Consider the following 12,944-nt stretch of genomic DNA (forward strand, 5'->3'; position numbering starts at 1 on the left):
AATTTGCCATAAGCCACCGTGCCCGGTGGCTTATGGCGTTCGAGTCAGACGCAGACGCCTTTGTGGGTCATGGATCAAAGCCCGCGCGCAGCATTTAGGGTTGGCTGGCGCGCAAACGGGGATGGTGGCTTGCGAACGCCGATGTCATCAGCACCGGGGATATCCGGTGCCTGGCCCTCCCCCTCATCCGGGGCTTGAAAGCTCTCAAGATCGCCCAGAAACTCCCAAAGCAACATGCAGGAAGCCTCCACGCCCTCAATATGATCTTTGGCACCATTGCCAACCGCAGCACCACTTCTGCGCATGTCACGCAATTGGCGCATCATGCGGCTGACCATCGGTTTGATGTCCTGAGCGCATTTGGTCGCGAACCTTTCCAGCACCGCTTCGGTTTCAGATGATCGGGAGGCCTGGGTATGCACGGCGGTTGTCAGCACGGATTTTTGCATGGCATTGGTGACCGCACGGCGAAACGAGGACGGCGACAGCTCATCTTTGGTGATGTAATCACTGCATCCCGCTTTCATCGCCTCCTGCGCCACCCGTTCCTGCCCTTGCCCAGACACCATGATCAGCGCGGCCTTGCAGTTGCCCGGAGACAACCGCACCATCGACAACGCATCAAGGCCAGTGCCATCGGGCAAGCTGTAATCAACCAGCACCAGATCAAATGCCGCCTTTTCAATCACATCGGCGAAATCAGAAAGGCTATTGGCGTTGGTGATGGTACATTCCATGTCCAGACCTGAACACAGCCGCGCCAGACGGTGGCGGTCAAACCGTTGGTCATCAAGGATCAGGACTTGCGCCGTTTCAGGCAGTTGCGGTGGCACCCCGGTCGCCACGCGCGCAGGCACAGATCGGAACGGCGATGTTTGCAGTTTCATGGAATTTTTGCGCACGAGATACCCTTTGGAAAGATCAACAGATTGCGAGCCTAACCCGGCTGATCTTAAGCTCGCGTTAAAGCCCCCCGTTGCAGGCCCGGGCGACCCGCGCTATTGGCTGGCGCATGACACATCCAAACCGCCCCCGTCGCAATTTTTATGGCCGTCTCAAGGGCAAAACCCTAAAGAAGTCCCAAAAGGGATATATCGACGAGGACCTTGGCCCGCTGTCCCCGGGACCCGTCAGTTGGGAAGAAAACCCAAGCCGTACACTGCTTGATCTGAAGACGCTTTTTGACGGCAAGCCCACATGGCTGGAAATCGGCTTTGGCGGTGGTGAACATCTTGTGCATCAGGCGGCGGAAAATCCCAATGTCGGGATCATCGGCTGCGAACCCTACATCAACGGCGTGGCAATGCTTTTGGGTAAAATCCGGCGCGCAGGTGTCGATAATCTTGCAATCCATCCGGGTGATGTGCGCGATATGTTTGATGTGCTGCCCGATGCGTCCATTGACCGCGCCTTTCTGCTGTATCCCGATCCATGGCCCAAGACCCGCCACCACCGCCGCCGTTTCGTCACGCCAGAGCATCTGGAGCCGCTGGCACGGGTCCTGAAACCCGGTGCCATATTCCGCGTTGCCACGGATATCGAAGACTATGTGCGCCAGACGTTGGAACAGGTGCCGCGGCACGGGTTTGATTGGTTGGCACAACGCCCCGCTGATTGGCGTGAACCATGGCAAGATTGGCTGTCCACCCGCTATGAGCAAAAAGCGCTGCGCGAGGGTCGCGTGCCGCATTACCTGACCTTTCGAAAGACCTGAGGCCGGACACAGAGGCTTGCGATGGACGCGTGTGCCTTGCTGGTTTATTGACAGGTTAAAATTCAGACCAGAGGACCTCTTATGTCGAGCCACGGTGCCCCAATTCCAATGACATCACGTGCCTGCGGCCCGCTTTCCGGCACCGCAGAGGTGCCAGGGGACAAGTCGATTTCGCATCGGTCGCTGATCCTGGGCGCGCTGAGCGTTGGCGAGACGACCATCACTGGACTGCTTGAAGGGCAGGATGTGTTGGACACGGCCCGCGCGATGCGCGCCTTCGGCGCTGAGGTCACGGATCACGGTGGCGGCAAATGGTCGGTGCACGGCGTGGGTGTCGGCGGTTTTGCCGAACCTGAGAACGTGATTGACTGCGGCAATTCCGGCACCGGCGTGCGGCTGATCATGGGGGCGATGGCGACTTCGCCGATTTCTGCGACCTTTACCGGCGATGCCAGCCTGAATGGGCGGCCGATGGCACGGGTGACGGACCCTTTGGCATTGTTCGGCACCCAAGCTGTCGGGCGTCAGGGGGGGCGTTTGCCGATGACCATTGTCGGCGCGGCAGATCCGGTGCCGGTGCGGTATGTGGTGCCGGTGCCATCGGCACAGGTGAAATCGGCGGTCTTGCTGGCCGGGCTGAATGCGCCCGGCAAAACAGTGGTGATCGAGGCCGAAGCGACCCGCGATCATACAGAGCGGATGCTGGCAGGGTTCGGGGCCGATATCACGGTCGAGCAAACCGACGAGGGACGTGTGATTACCCTGACAGGCCAGCCCGAATTGCAGCCACAGCACATTGATGTGCCGCGCGATCCGTCCTCTGCCGCGTTTCCGGTCTGTGCAGCACTGATCGTGCCGGGCAGTGATGTGCTGGTGCCGGGCATCGGGTTGAACCCGACGCGGGCGGGCCTTTATGCCACGCTGCGCGAGATGGGTGCAGACCTGACTTATGAAAATGAACGCACCGAAGGCGGTGAACCTGTGGCGGACCTGCGGGCGCGGTTTTCGCCGGATTTGCACGGGATCGAAGTGTCTCCCGAACGGGCCGCATCGATGATTGACGAATACCCGGTGCTGTCGGTGGTGGCGTCCTTTGCAAAAGGTCGGACGATCATGCGCGGTGTCAAAGAGTTACGTGTCAAGGAAAGTGACCGGATAGATGCGATGGCACGCGGCCTGCGCGCCAACGGGATGGAGGTCGAAGAAGGCCCTGACTGGTGGATCGTGACGGGCCGGGGGCATGGTGAAGTACCCGGCGGTGCGACCTGCGCCAGCCAACTTGATCACCGCATTGCAATGTCGTTTCTGATCTTGGGCATGGCCGCGCAAAACCCGGTCAGCGTTGATGATGGCGGCCCGATTGCCACGTCGTTTCCGATATTCGAGCCGCTGATGCAGGCCTTGGGGGCGCAAGTGACGCGCGATGGAATGTGAACAAGCGTCGCTTGGCATATCGAGCATTGCTGGCTGCAACCCTTGGCGTTTATGCGGCGATGATTCTGTGGACGCTGCCGGCGATCATCGATTCCGCTGGCGGGCTGATGCCATTTGATCTGCGTCCCGGCGGATATACCCTTGGCGAGGCAGAGGCGTTTCTGGCAAATCTCGAACCCCGTGGGCGCGTCTTATACCTTGGCTGGCAGCATCGTCTGGATCTTGCATACCCCGCGCTTCTGGCATGTCTTTTGGCGTGGTCAATTGCGATACAGGCCCGCGCTATCGGCGGACGTCTGGTCACGGGGCTGTGCTGGTTTGGCGGGATCGCAGCTGCTGCAGGCATGATATTCGATTATTTGGAAAATGGGGCGGTGGCCGGTTTGCTGGGTGCCGCAGAACCGCTCGACCCTGTGCTTGTCGCTCAGGCGTCCACTTGGACTGTTGGCAAATCGGCGGCCACATCTGTTGCTATCATCGTGCTCGCCCTGCTTCTGGTCTGGCGCGGTGTGCGGTATTGGGTCCGGCGGCAATGAGTGTGACGCGCAGTTTTACAGTGGCAATCGACGGGCCTGCCGCATCGGGCAAGGGCACAATATCCAAGGCGGTTGCGGCGCATTTTGGCTTTGCCCATCTTGATACCGGCCTTTTGTACCGCGCAGTGGCGGCCAAGGTTCTGGCTGGCATGGAGCCTGCACAAGCGGCCCTTGACCTGGTGCCACATGATCTGGAGGACGATGCGCTGCGCACGTCTTTGGTCGCGCAGGAGGCCAGCAAAGTGGCAGCCATTCCAGAAGTGCGCGCGGCGCTCTTGGACTTCCAGCGCAGCTTTGCCGCACGGGCAGGCGGTGCGGTGCTGGATGGGCGCGACATCGGCACGGTGATTTGCCCGGACGCGCAGGTGAAGTTGTTTGTCACAGCCAGCGCAGAGGTCCGCGCGCGCAGGCGGTTTGCAGAGTTAAGCGGCAAGGGAATGCAGATTACGCTGGATGAGGTTCTGGCGGACGTTCAGGCCCGTGATGCCCGCGATATGGGCCGGGCCGATGCACCACTGCGCGCGGCCGTTGATGCAGTAACAATCGATACCACTGAAATGGCAATTGCGGATGCAGTTGCGGCCGCTGTGGCGATGATCGACGCCAAGCGGGAAAACCTTATCTAAACTGTGCTGGCGCATTGGTTTGCCAGCAGCATCTGCAAAAAAGAGGCGGCACCGCCCGGTTCTTGGGCTGCGGTCTTCTGTCCTGTTGGGGCATTGCCCCAGATGCGCGCGGTGTCAGGTGCCATAGCGGCATTGAGACCACATGATGTCCGCGAGCGTCACCCCGCGGGTTTGGTTAACCAAGGCTGAGGTTTAAGGCGCACGGGTTAAGAGGCCATGACGCCATCGCACGGTGCTCACCCAAGCGTGAATCGCATTTCACAGCATCTTGGCGCAGGCTGACCGATAAAAGGAGACCTGCCTGATGTTGCGCGCCTTATGTTTTACCCTGATCCTGTTGCCCGGACTGGCCCTGTCCCAAGAGACGCCACCGACCGAGCCGCCGATGACACTGGAGCGACTGGCGAACATCGTGCTGGCACTGGATCCGGATCTGGTGGTGCGTGGCCCTGCCTTGGAATTCACGCTTGATGATATCCCGGTGGTGGTGATTGCCGACACGAGCGCGGACCGGATGCGGGCGATGGTGCCGATTGCCAGTGCCGAAGGGCTGACGGCGGACGACATGATGCGGATGATGCAGGCCAATTTCGACTCAGCTTTGGACGCGCGATATGCTGTGGCGCACGGACGTCTTTGGGGGGTGTTCATCCATCCACTTTCACCGCTTGAAAAAGATCAGCTCCTGTCCGGGCTGGTGCAAACCATCACGGTCGCGAAAACCTATGGCAGTGCTTATACCGGGGGTGCCGCGATCTTTGGTGGGGGTGACAGCAATGGGATCTATCAGGACCTGCTGGATGAGTTGCGCAAGAAAGGGCAGGAACTTTAGGCTCCTGTTAGAATTCCTTGGCGGGTGACAAGCACTAGAAATCAGTCCCATGCACCTTTGCCCAGTCGCGCCGCAAGGCAGCAGATTGGCCTTTGAAGTCGGCGGCCAACACATCGCTTGACATCATCCTATCCGCGCGGAAATGTCGAAAATCCTGTCGCATCTCGCACCATCCGGCGACCACCACCACGTCAGAATAATACACAATCGCAATGGGGCGGATGGTGCGCCGGGTCACGCGGCCCTCTGCATCGCGGTAATGCAGGGCCAGTTTGATCTCTTGCCGGATCGCATTGCGCACATCCGCTAGATCAATTTCCGCAGGTTGCGCGCCCCAGCTTGAGGAAAACAGCGTCTCACTCAGCGTCGTTGCCGCGGACAGCTTTTGCACAGCGCGCAAAGCCGCCTGTTCAAGCGCCTTGTCCCCGGTGCGTGCAATCATGCTGAGCCCGACAGAAATGGCTTCGGCTTCTTCCACGTCGAAATTGATCGGCGGCAGGTTATAGCCCGGGCGCATGATGTAGCCGATCCCGGCCTCGCCTTCGATCGGCACGCGCATCCCCTGCAACGAGGCGATGTCGCGGTAAATGGTGCGTTTGGTCACCTCCAGTTGCGTCGCGATATCTTGCGCGCGCACCGGGCCTTTGGCGCTGCGCAGCAGTTGGATGATTTCAAACATGCGCGATGATCGCATCACGGGATCCTTTGGCGGTTTCTTTGAGAGAGATAGCACAACACTGCTGACAGATACATGTCAGCAGTCGGGGCGTAGATGAGGTTCAGGGTTAACAATTTAGAAGGAACACCCCCGATGCCCCATAATATTCTTAAGACAGGTTTTGACACACGACCCATCACGATGGAGCCGCTGTGGCTGATCGCCTTTCAGGCCCCGGTTGAGGACGTAGACCGGATTTTTGACGAGATCATCAAGGTGGTTCCATTGCGGCAGGGCAAAACCGACCGCAATGCCTATCGGGGTGCCAGTGGGTATGAATACTACCGCCCTTTGGAAGGCACACCGACCGGTGCCGAAACGGACACACGTCGCAGGCCCGGTGTGGATGAGGTGCGGTTCTTTCTGCCGCGCGACAAGGGCGTGTTGGATCAAGTGATCGAGGCGATTTATGCGGTGCACAGCTATTACGAGCCGGTGATCACGGTGCAGGAGGTGCTGCGCAGCATCTGCAAGGGTTTGGATGATCAGGACAATCCACACCGCTGGTGGAACAAGGGCGGCGATTGGAAATCACCAGATGCCTGATGCGGACCATCGTTTAGGGCTGGCACTGGTTTCGGCCTCGGCATTGGCATGGTCGACCGCAGGCCTGTTCACCCGGTTCATTGAGGTTGATACCGGCACGATGCTGGTTTGGCGCGGGGTGTTTGGGGCGCTGGGGATACTGGCAATCGCGTTTGCATTGCAGGGGCGCGCGGCACTGCACGACTTTGCCAGGATGGGTGCGCCGGGCTGGATATTCGCCATCGTTTCAGCGCTTGGGATGCTTTGTTATATCAACGCTCTGCGCATCACCACGGTGGCGCATGTGTCGTTTATCTATGCCACGGTGCCCTTGGTGGCGGCAGCGTTGGCGTGGCTGGCCATCGGCGAACGCCCCGGGCGCTCTGCCCTTGTGGCGAGCTTTGTCTCACTGCTTGGGGTCGGGGTCATCGTCGGGCTGGGCGTCGAAGGGAACTTGTTTGGTGACCTGTTGGCATTCGCCATGACGCTGTCACTGGCGGTGATGATGGTGATTTCGCGCAGATTTCGCGGCATCCCCACTTTGCCGGCCGCCAGCCTGTCCGCGATCCTGAGCGGGATGATAGCACTGCCTTTTGCCGACAATCTTGTGGTCAGCCTGCCGGATCTGGGGCTGCTCGCCGCGTTCGGGCTGGTCAATTCGGCCCTTGGGTTGGCGCTTTTTACGCTTGGTGCGCGGTTGTTGCCGGCCATTGAAACGGCGCTGATCGCGGCGGTTGAGACGCCATTGGCACCCATTTGGATCTGGCTCTTTTTTGCCGAGATCCCTAGCGGGGCGACCCTCATTGGCGGGGCGCTGGTGTTGGTCGCGGTCGTTGGGCATATCCTGCGCCAAAACAGCAAGTCTGAGGGTGAGGGAACAGTCTTTGCCGATGAGGGTGGAAATGGGCCCGGCTTATCCTAAGTCTAACGATATCGAAATAATGGAGACCAATCATGAAATCCGCCAAAGAATACCTCGAAGCCGCCCATGCAAGCGTTCCGAAAATGGACGTCGAACAGGCGATTGCCAAACACGCATCCGGGTCAGGGGCTTTTATCGACGTGCGCGACAGTTCAGACATCGCCAAAAGTGGCACCATCAAGGGCGCGCACCGCATTCCGCGCGGTATGATCGAATTTCGCGCTGACCCAGAGATGAAGGATTTCCACAATCCAGTGATGCAAAAAGATGCGGAGCTGTATCTGATCTGTGGCGCAGGTGGTCAAGCGGCGTTGTCGGGCAAAACGCTGCAGGACATGGGATACACGAATGTGACGAATATCGGCGGTTTCCCAGCCTGGAAAGACGCCGGTGGTCCAACCGAGGCGTGAAGCCCGAGGTCCTGAGCAACAGGGATCACAGGATCATACCGCAGATTGAAATCACCCTTTTCTGATCATGCGGCGTGATCCCGCGTGATCCCTGTGCAATGCGCCTATTGCCCTTGCGAACCATGGCCAATTCCCCTATACGCGCGTTGTCCAAGGGGCGGTAACAAGCTTCGGGACGCGATATCTCAGGCAGGGTCGGATTCATCCGGCCCTCTTTCTTTTGCGTACCGATGCCCATCACGCGTTCTTTGCGCGGTGCCACCACAAGGACCAACTGAAACTCAAAGACCGGCGGAGACAACCGCGCGGCCCGTATAAAAAACCAAAGGAAACGAAAACTACATGTCAAAAGCTATGGACGAATTTGAAGCACTCTTGAATGAGAGCTTTGAGATGGACACACCCGAAGAGGGTTCTGTTGTCAAAGGCAAAGTCATTGCCATCGAGGCCGGTCAGGCCATCATCGACGTGGGCTACAAAATGGAAGGCCGCGTTGAACTGAAAGAATTTGCCGATCCCGGCGAGTCCCCCAAAATCGCAGTTGGTGACGAGGTTGAAGTGTTCCTTCGCCAGGTCGAAAACTCCAAAGGCGAAGCTGTTATCTCTCGTGAGATGGCGCGCCGCGAAGAAGCGTGGGACCGTCTGGAGAAGGCCTATGCTGCAGAAGAGCGCGTCGAAGGCGCAATCTTTGGCCGCGTCAAAGGTGGCTTTACTGTGGACCTTGGCGGCGCGGTTGCGTTCCTGCCCGGTTCTCAGGTTGATGTGCGCCCCGTACGCGATGCCGGCCCATTGATGGGTCTCAAGCAGCCGTTCCAGGTTCTGAAAATGGACCGTCGCCGGGGCAACATCGTTGTCTCACGTCGTGCGATCCTCGAAGAATCACGTGCCGAACAGCGTGCCGAAGTCATTGGCAATCTGACCGAAGGTCAGGAAGTCGACGGTGTGGTCAAAAACATCACCGAATACGGTGCGTTTGTTGATCTGGGCGGCGTTGACGGTTTGCTGCACGTCACAGACATGGCATGGCGCCGCGTGAACCACCCGTCCGAAATTCTGGCGATTGGCGAAACGATCAAGGTGCAGGTCATCAAGATCAACAAAGAGACACACCGTATCTCTTTGGGCATGAAGCAGTTGCAGGACGATCCATGGGATCTGGTTGCGGCAAAATACCCGCTGGAATCAACGCACACTGGCCGCGTGACCAACATCACCGATTACGGCGCATTTGTTGAGCTGGAACCGGGCGTTGAAGGTCTGGTGCACGTCTCCGAGATGTCCTGGACCAAGAAAAACGTACACCCCGGCAAGATCGTGTCTACGTCACAGGAAGTCGAAGTCATGGTTCTGGAAATCGACGGTGCCAAGCGCCGCGTTTCTCTGGGTCTCAAGCAGACCATGCGCAACCCATGGGAAGTTTTTGCAGAAACACACCCCGAGGGCACGGAAGTCGAAGGCGAGGTCAAGAACATCACCGAATTCGGTCTGTTTGTTGGTCTCGACGGCGACATCGACGGCATGGTGCACCTCAGCGACCTCAGCTGGGACGAGCGTGGCGAAGATGCGATCCAGAACTACCGCAAAGGCGATATGGTTCAGGCCGTTGTATCCGAAGTTGACGTTGAGAAAGAGCGCATCAGCCTCTCGATCAAAGGCGTCGGCGGTGACAAGTTCGCTGAAGCAGTGGGCGGCGTGAAACGCGGTTCTGTTGTGACGGTTTCTGTGACCTCCATCGAAGATGGCGGGATCGAAGTGGAATATGAGGGCATGAAAGCCTTTATCCGCCGCTCTGATCTGTCACGTGACCGTGCCGAACAGCGCCCTGAGCGTTTCAGCGTAGGCGACAAAGTCGACGTGCGCATCACAAACGTGGACGCGAAAGCGCACCGTTTGGGCGTGTCGATCAAAGCCCGTGAAATCGCGGAAGAAAAAGAAGCGGTCGAGCAGTATGGCTCGTCTGATTCTGGCGCATCTTTGGGTGATATTCTTGGTGCCGCACTTAAGGGCGACGACTAAACCCGACGCGGTTTTTTCGACCTGAAGACAAAGGGCCTCGCGCAGAAATGCGCGGGGCCTTTAGTCTGTTGGTGGGCCGGCAATGGTGGTCTGATCGCCGCGTCTGGAGGAGGGTCCTCAGTCGCGAATCGGCTGGGTCGGGGAATGCGGCACAGCGACAAACAATCTGCGGCAAATGGCGGATTGCAGCGTTACATTGCGAAAATGTTCAAAAAAATAAGCACTTTCGGCATAAAAAACAGCATCTTGGCCGTTCACGGCGCTTCCCGGCTGGATGGTTTCTTTCTATAGTCAAAGTCGAGCCTCAATAAATAGACACATCTCGGGGGGGATACACCATGATCCGGTCACAACTGATTCAGAAGATTGCGGATGATAATCCGCATCTCTACCAGCGCGATGTTGAGCGGATCGTGAATACCATCTTTGACGAGATCACCGGCGCGATGGCGCAGGGGGATCGGGTGGAACTGCGCGGCTTTGGCGCGTTCTCAGTGAAAAAGCGCGATGCCCGCATTGGTCGCAATCCACGCACCGGTGCCTCTGTGAATGTCGAAGAAAAACATGTACCCTTCTTTAAGACCGGCAAATTGTTGCGGGATCGGTTAAACGGGAAAAGCTAATGCGTTACGTTCGCTACTTTTGTATCGCCATCTTTGCGGTGGCGTTAATTTCGGTCGCGTTGGCAAACCGCGACATGGTGGCACTTCAAATCCTGCCAGCTGAAGTGTCGGGATGGTTTGCGTTGAACCCTTCCGTGCAGCTGCCGCTGTTTCTTGTGATCCTTGGCAGCATTGTGGTCGGGTTGCTGGTGGGATTTGTCTGGGAATGGATCCGCGAATACGGCCAGCGTGCCGAGGCCGCGAAACAGGCCCGCGAAATGCGCCGCCTTGAACGTGAAGTGGCGCGGCTGAAAGGCGAAAAGCATCAGGGTAAAGACGAGGTGCTGGCCCTTCTTGACGAGGCGAGCTGAACCGGCCGCCATGCCTGAAAATATAAACGTAAAAATTTGCGGTCTGACCAGCAGCGCCGGCATTGATGCGGCTGTAGCGGCAGGTGCCCGGTATGTCGGGTTTGTTTTCTTTGAGAAATCACCCCGATATGTGACCCTGACCACTGCGGCCGTGCTTGCGGCATCTGTGCCCGAAGGCGTCTGCAAGGTCGCGCTGACGGTGAATGCAGATGATGCGTTTTTTGATGCAATGTTGGCGCAGGTGCCAATTGATATGCTGCAACTTCATGGCTCAGAGAGCCCGGATCGGGTGCTGGCGGTCAAGGCCCGTTACGGATTACCGGTCATGAAGGCTGTGGGCGTGGCAGACGCGGATGATTTGGCAGCGCTCGACGCCTATGGACGGGTTGCGGACCAGATTTTGGTTGATGCCAAGCCGCCCAGAAATTCCGAATTGCCAGGTGGGAATGGTCTGACGTTTGACTGGCGGTTGATTGCGGGGCGACGGTGGCCGGTGCCGTGGATGTTGGCCGGGGGGCTTACATCTCAGAATGTGGCAGAGGCGATTGCGCTGACCGGCGCGCGGCAGATTGATGTGTCATCAGGTGTGGAATCTGCGCCGGGGGTCAAGGATCCGGCATTGATTGCGGCGTTCTGTGCGGCGGCTTTGACATAAGATCGAACCGCTTGCGCGGTCCGACAGCTTGGGGGCCAGCCCCCAAACCCCCGGTGTATTTACCCAATAATGAAATGCTGGTGGTTTCAGATCGTCTGATCGTAATCGCCGACGCCGGGTTCGGTGCGGATCACAGCATCAAGATCGGCAAAGATCGCGCGCATTTCATCCTCTGATGCGGGACTTTCGCAGACCACGACCAGATTGGGCGTGTTGGACGAGGCGCGCACCAGGCCCCAGCCACCATTGTCCAAAATCACCCGTGCGCCGTTGACGGTGACAATGTCCTTGATGGCGCGTCCGCCGATGGGGTCGCCGGCATCGGCTTTGGCGGTGAGCCGGTCCACAATGCGGGCGAGAATACCGTATTTTTCGGTGTCGGATGCATAGGGGGACATCGTTGGCGTCGCCCAGGTTTGCGGCAGGGCGCGGCGCAGGTCAGACATGCTTTGATCGGGGTTGCGGTCCATCAGCTTGCAGATCTCGACCGCGACACGCATGCCGCAGTCATAGCCGCGTCCGATCGGTTCAGCGAGAAAGTAGTGGCCGGACTTTTCAAACCCCGCCAGCGCGCCCAGTTCCTTGACCCGTCGTTTCATATAGCTGTGGCCGGTTTTCCAATAGTCGGCCTTGATGTCGTATTTCTTAAGCTCAGGATCAGAGGCAAACAGGCCTGTTGATTTCACATCCGCGACAAAGGTGCTGCCGGGATAGAGCTTGGCCAGATCGCGGGCCATGATTACGCCCACTTTGTCTGCGAAAATCTCTTCGCCCTCATCATCAACCACACCGCAGCGGTCGCCGTCGCCGTCAAAGCCAAGGGCAAAATCCGCGCCGGATGTTTTGACCGAAGCGGCCATGTCATGGAGCATTTCCATGGCCTCTGGATTGGGGTTGTAATGCGGAAACGTGTAATCGAGTTTGTTATGGCTTGGCACCACCTCGACGCCCAGTCGCTCAAAAAGCTCTGGCGCAAAGGCGGAGGCGGTGCCGTTGCCGGTGGCGCAAACCACTTTCAGTTTGCGGGTCATCCTGAAGTCACCAACGAGGTCGTCGAGATAGGCCTCGCGGACGCCGTGCACAAATTCATATTTGCCGCCACCGCGCGTCTGGCCTTTGCCATTCAGCACGATGTCACGCAGTTCGGACATTTCATCGGGGCCATGGGTCAACGGGCGTTCAAAGCCCATTTTAACGCCGGTCCAACCGTTGGGGTTGTGTGATGCAGTGACCATTGCAACGGCGGGGGCGTCCAGATGAAATTGGGCGAAATAGGCCATAGGCGACAGGGCGGGACCGATGTCTTTGACGTGAATACCAGCCTGCATCAGCCCCAGCATGAGGGCGTTCTTGATCGACAAAGAGTAATCCCGGTAGTCATTGCCGACAGCGATCACCGGCTCAATCCCGCGGGCGTACATCTGTGTGCCAAGGCCAAGACCAAGGGCGGTGATCCCCGGCAGGTTGATGTCATCGGGATATTTCCACCGCGCATCATATTCTCGAAACCCGGTTGGGGTGATCATCGCATCCCGCAGAAATCCCCACGTGTTTTGGGTCACGGTAGAGGCCGGTTTTGTCAC

16 protein-coding genes are annotated in these 12,944 nt (G+C 58.3%); 12 read left to right on the forward strand and 4 right to left on the reverse strand.

Annotated elements, in window-relative coordinates:
* Positions 1 to 74: 74 nt before the first annotated feature.
* Positions 75 to 887 (reverse strand): response regulator, encoded by an 813-nt coding sequence (locus tag C1J02_RS04345; protein ID WP_114877481.1) that lies wholly within the window; start codon positions 885 to 887, stop codon positions 75 to 77.
* Between the two features lie 125 nt (positions 888 to 1,012).
* On the opposite strand from C1J02_RS04345, the gene C1J02_RS04350 reads away from it, so the two are divergent.
* The 5 genes from C1J02_RS04350 (at position 1,013) to C1J02_RS04370 (ending at position 5,142) form a co-directional block, all read left to right on the forward strand.
* Positions 1,013 to 1,714, forward strand: coding sequence for a tRNA (guanosine(46)-N(7))-methyltransferase TrmB (locus tag C1J02_RS04350; protein ID WP_114877483.1), 702 nt, complete (start codon positions 1,013 to 1,015; stop codon positions 1,712 to 1,714).
* 81 nt (positions 1,715 to 1,795) lie between these two features.
* Positions 1,796 to 3,148, forward strand: coding sequence for a 3-phosphoshikimate 1-carboxyvinyltransferase (gene aroA / locus C1J02_RS04355; RefSeq protein WP_114877485.1), 1,353 nt, complete (start codon positions 1,796 to 1,798; stop codon positions 3,146 to 3,148).
* On the forward strand, positions 3,145 to 3,684 hold the full coding sequence (locus C1J02_RS04360; RefSeq protein WP_114877487.1) for a hypothetical protein: 540 nt from the start codon (positions 3,145 to 3,147) through the stop codon (positions 3,682 to 3,684). Before aroA ends, C1J02_RS04360 begins: the two co-directional genes overlap by 4 nt.
* Complete coding sequence (locus tag C1J02_RS04365; protein ID WP_114877489.1) at positions 3,681 to 4,310, forward strand: d(CMP) kinase; 630 nt, start codon at positions 3,681 to 3,683, stop codon at positions 4,308 to 4,310. The genes C1J02_RS04360 and C1J02_RS04365 overlap by 4 nt, the downstream gene beginning before the upstream one ends.
* 304 nt (positions 4,311 to 4,614) lie before the next feature.
* The gene (locus tag C1J02_RS04370; RefSeq protein ID WP_114877491.1) at positions 4,615 to 5,142 is read left to right on the forward strand and encodes a hypothetical protein; all 528 of its coding nucleotides are present in this window, start codon (positions 4,615 to 4,617) and stop codon (positions 5,140 to 5,142) included.
* Between the two features lie 34 nt (positions 5,143 to 5,176).
* Here the strand turns inward: C1J02_RS04370 and C1J02_RS04375 are convergent, their stop codons facing one another.
* Positions 5,177 to 5,836: a YafY family protein gene (locus tag C1J02_RS04375; RefSeq protein WP_254693200.1), complete on the reverse strand. Its 660-nt coding sequence runs from the start codon at positions 5,834 to 5,836 to the stop codon at positions 5,177 to 5,179.
* A 117-nt stretch (positions 5,837 to 5,953) separates the two neighbouring features.
* Here C1J02_RS04375 and C1J02_RS04380 point away from each other — a divergent pair, with 117 nt between their 5' ends.
* From C1J02_RS04380 to C1J02_RS04390, 3 genes are read left to right on the forward strand one after another with little or no spacing between them, the layout of a single operon-like run.
* The gene (locus C1J02_RS04380) at positions 5,954 to 6,406 is read left to right on the forward strand and encodes a hypothetical protein (protein WP_205389858.1); all 453 of its coding nucleotides are present in this window, start codon (positions 5,954 to 5,956) and stop codon (positions 6,404 to 6,406) included.
* On the forward strand, positions 6,399 to 7,307 hold the full coding sequence (locus C1J02_RS04385) for a DMT family transporter (RefSeq protein WP_162798222.1): 909 nt from the start codon (positions 6,399 to 6,401) through the stop codon (positions 7,305 to 7,307). The genes C1J02_RS04380 and C1J02_RS04385 overlap by 8 nt, the downstream gene beginning before the upstream one ends.
* 32 nt (positions 7,308 to 7,339) lie before the next feature.
* On the forward strand, positions 7,340 to 7,717 hold the full coding sequence (locus C1J02_RS04390; protein ID WP_114877497.1) for a rhodanese-like domain-containing protein: 378 nt from the start codon (positions 7,340 to 7,342) through the stop codon (positions 7,715 to 7,717).
* 25 nt (positions 7,718 to 7,742) lie between these two features.
* Here C1J02_RS04390 and C1J02_RS04395 read toward each other — a convergent pair whose 3' ends face one another.
* A complete protein-coding gene (locus C1J02_RS04395; protein ID WP_114877499.1) occupies positions 7,743 to 8,018 on the reverse strand; it encodes a hypothetical protein in 276 nt (91 codons plus the stop codon).
* Between the two features lie 41 nt (positions 8,019 to 8,059).
* Here C1J02_RS04395 and rpsA point away from each other — a divergent pair, with 41 nt between their 5' ends.
* The 4 genes from rpsA to C1J02_RS04415 all read left to right on the forward strand — a co-directional run bounded on the left by rpsA (position 8,060) and on the right by C1J02_RS04415 (position 11,361).
* Entirely contained in the window at positions 8,060 to 9,733 is a 1,674-nt protein-coding gene (gene rpsA, locus C1J02_RS04400; protein WP_114877501.1) for a 30S ribosomal protein S1, read from the forward strand.
* A gap of 338 nt (positions 9,734 to 10,071) precedes the next feature.
* A complete protein-coding gene (gene ihfB / locus C1J02_RS04405) occupies positions 10,072 to 10,356 on the forward strand; it encodes an integration host factor subunit beta (protein ID WP_114877503.1) in 285 nt (94 codons plus the stop codon).
* Entirely contained in the window at positions 10,356 to 10,706 is a 351-nt protein-coding gene (locus tag C1J02_RS04410) for a lipopolysaccharide assembly protein LapA domain-containing protein (RefSeq protein WP_114877505.1), read from the forward strand. Before ihfB ends, C1J02_RS04410 begins: the two co-directional genes overlap by 1 nt.
* A gap of 10 nt (positions 10,707 to 10,716) precedes the next feature.
* Positions 10,717 to 11,361: a phosphoribosylanthranilate isomerase gene (locus tag C1J02_RS04415; RefSeq protein ID WP_114877507.1), complete on the forward strand. Its 645-nt coding sequence runs from the start codon at positions 10,717 to 10,719 to the stop codon at positions 11,359 to 11,361.
* Positions 11,362 to 11,447: 86 nt separating this feature from the next.
* On the opposite strand, the gene C1J02_RS04420 is transcribed toward C1J02_RS04415, so the two are convergent.
* The gene (locus tag C1J02_RS04420) at positions 11,448 to 12,944 is read right to left on the reverse strand and encodes a phosphomannomutase/phosphoglucomutase (RefSeq protein ID WP_114877508.1); all 1,497 of its coding nucleotides are present in this window, start codon (positions 12,942 to 12,944) and stop codon (positions 11,448 to 11,450) included.

The sequence above is a fragment of the Sulfitobacter sp. SK011 genome (genome assembly GCF_003352065.1).
Taxonomy (GTDB): Bacteria; Pseudomonadota; Alphaproteobacteria; order Rhodobacterales; family Rhodobacteraceae; genus Sulfitobacter.

Bases quoted from the DNA above. Each gene is read 5' to 3' on its own strand.
- C1J02_RS04345 (WP_114877481.1), bottom strand. From the start codon at position 887: ATGAAACTGCAAACATCGCCGTTCCGATCTGTGCCTGCGCGCGTGGCG.
- C1J02_RS04350 (WP_114877483.1), top strand. From the start codon at position 1,013: ATGACACATCCAAACCGCCCCCGTCGCAATTTTTATGGCCGTCTCAAG.
- aroA (WP_114877485.1), top strand. From the start codon at position 1,796: ATGTCGAGCCACGGTGCCCCAATTCCAATGACATCACGTGCCTGCGGC.
- C1J02_RS04365 (WP_114877489.1), top strand. From the start codon at position 3,681: ATGAGTGTGACGCGCAGTTTTACAGTGGCAATCGACGGGCCTGCCGCA.
- C1J02_RS04370 (WP_114877491.1), top strand. From the start codon at position 4,615: ATGTTGCGCGCCTTATGTTTTACCCTGATCCTGTTGCCCGGACTGGCC.
- C1J02_RS04375 (WP_254693200.1), bottom strand. From the start codon at position 5,836: ATGCGATCATCGCGCATGTTTGAAATCATCCAACTGCTGCGCAGCGCC.
- C1J02_RS04380 (WP_205389858.1), top strand. From the start codon at position 5,954: ATGCCCCATAATATTCTTAAGACAGGTTTTGACACACGACCCATCACG.
- C1J02_RS04385 (WP_162798222.1), top strand. From the start codon at position 6,399: ATGCCTGATGCGGACCATCGTTTAGGGCTGGCACTGGTTTCGGCCTCG.
- C1J02_RS04390 (WP_114877497.1), top strand. From the start codon at position 7,340: ATGAAATCCGCCAAAGAATACCTCGAAGCCGCCCATGCAAGCGTTCCG.
- rpsA (WP_114877501.1), top strand. From the start codon at position 8,060: ATGTCAAAAGCTATGGACGAATTTGAAGCACTCTTGAATGAGAGCTTT.
- ihfB (WP_114877503.1), top strand. From the start codon at position 10,072: ATGATCCGGTCACAACTGATTCAGAAGATTGCGGATGATAATCCGCAT.
- C1J02_RS04410 (WP_114877505.1), top strand. From the start codon at position 10,356: ATGCGTTACGTTCGCTACTTTTGTATCGCCATCTTTGCGGTGGCGTTA.
- C1J02_RS04415 (WP_114877507.1), top strand. From the start codon at position 10,717: ATGCCTGAAAATATAAACGTAAAAATTTGCGGTCTGACCAGCAGCGCC.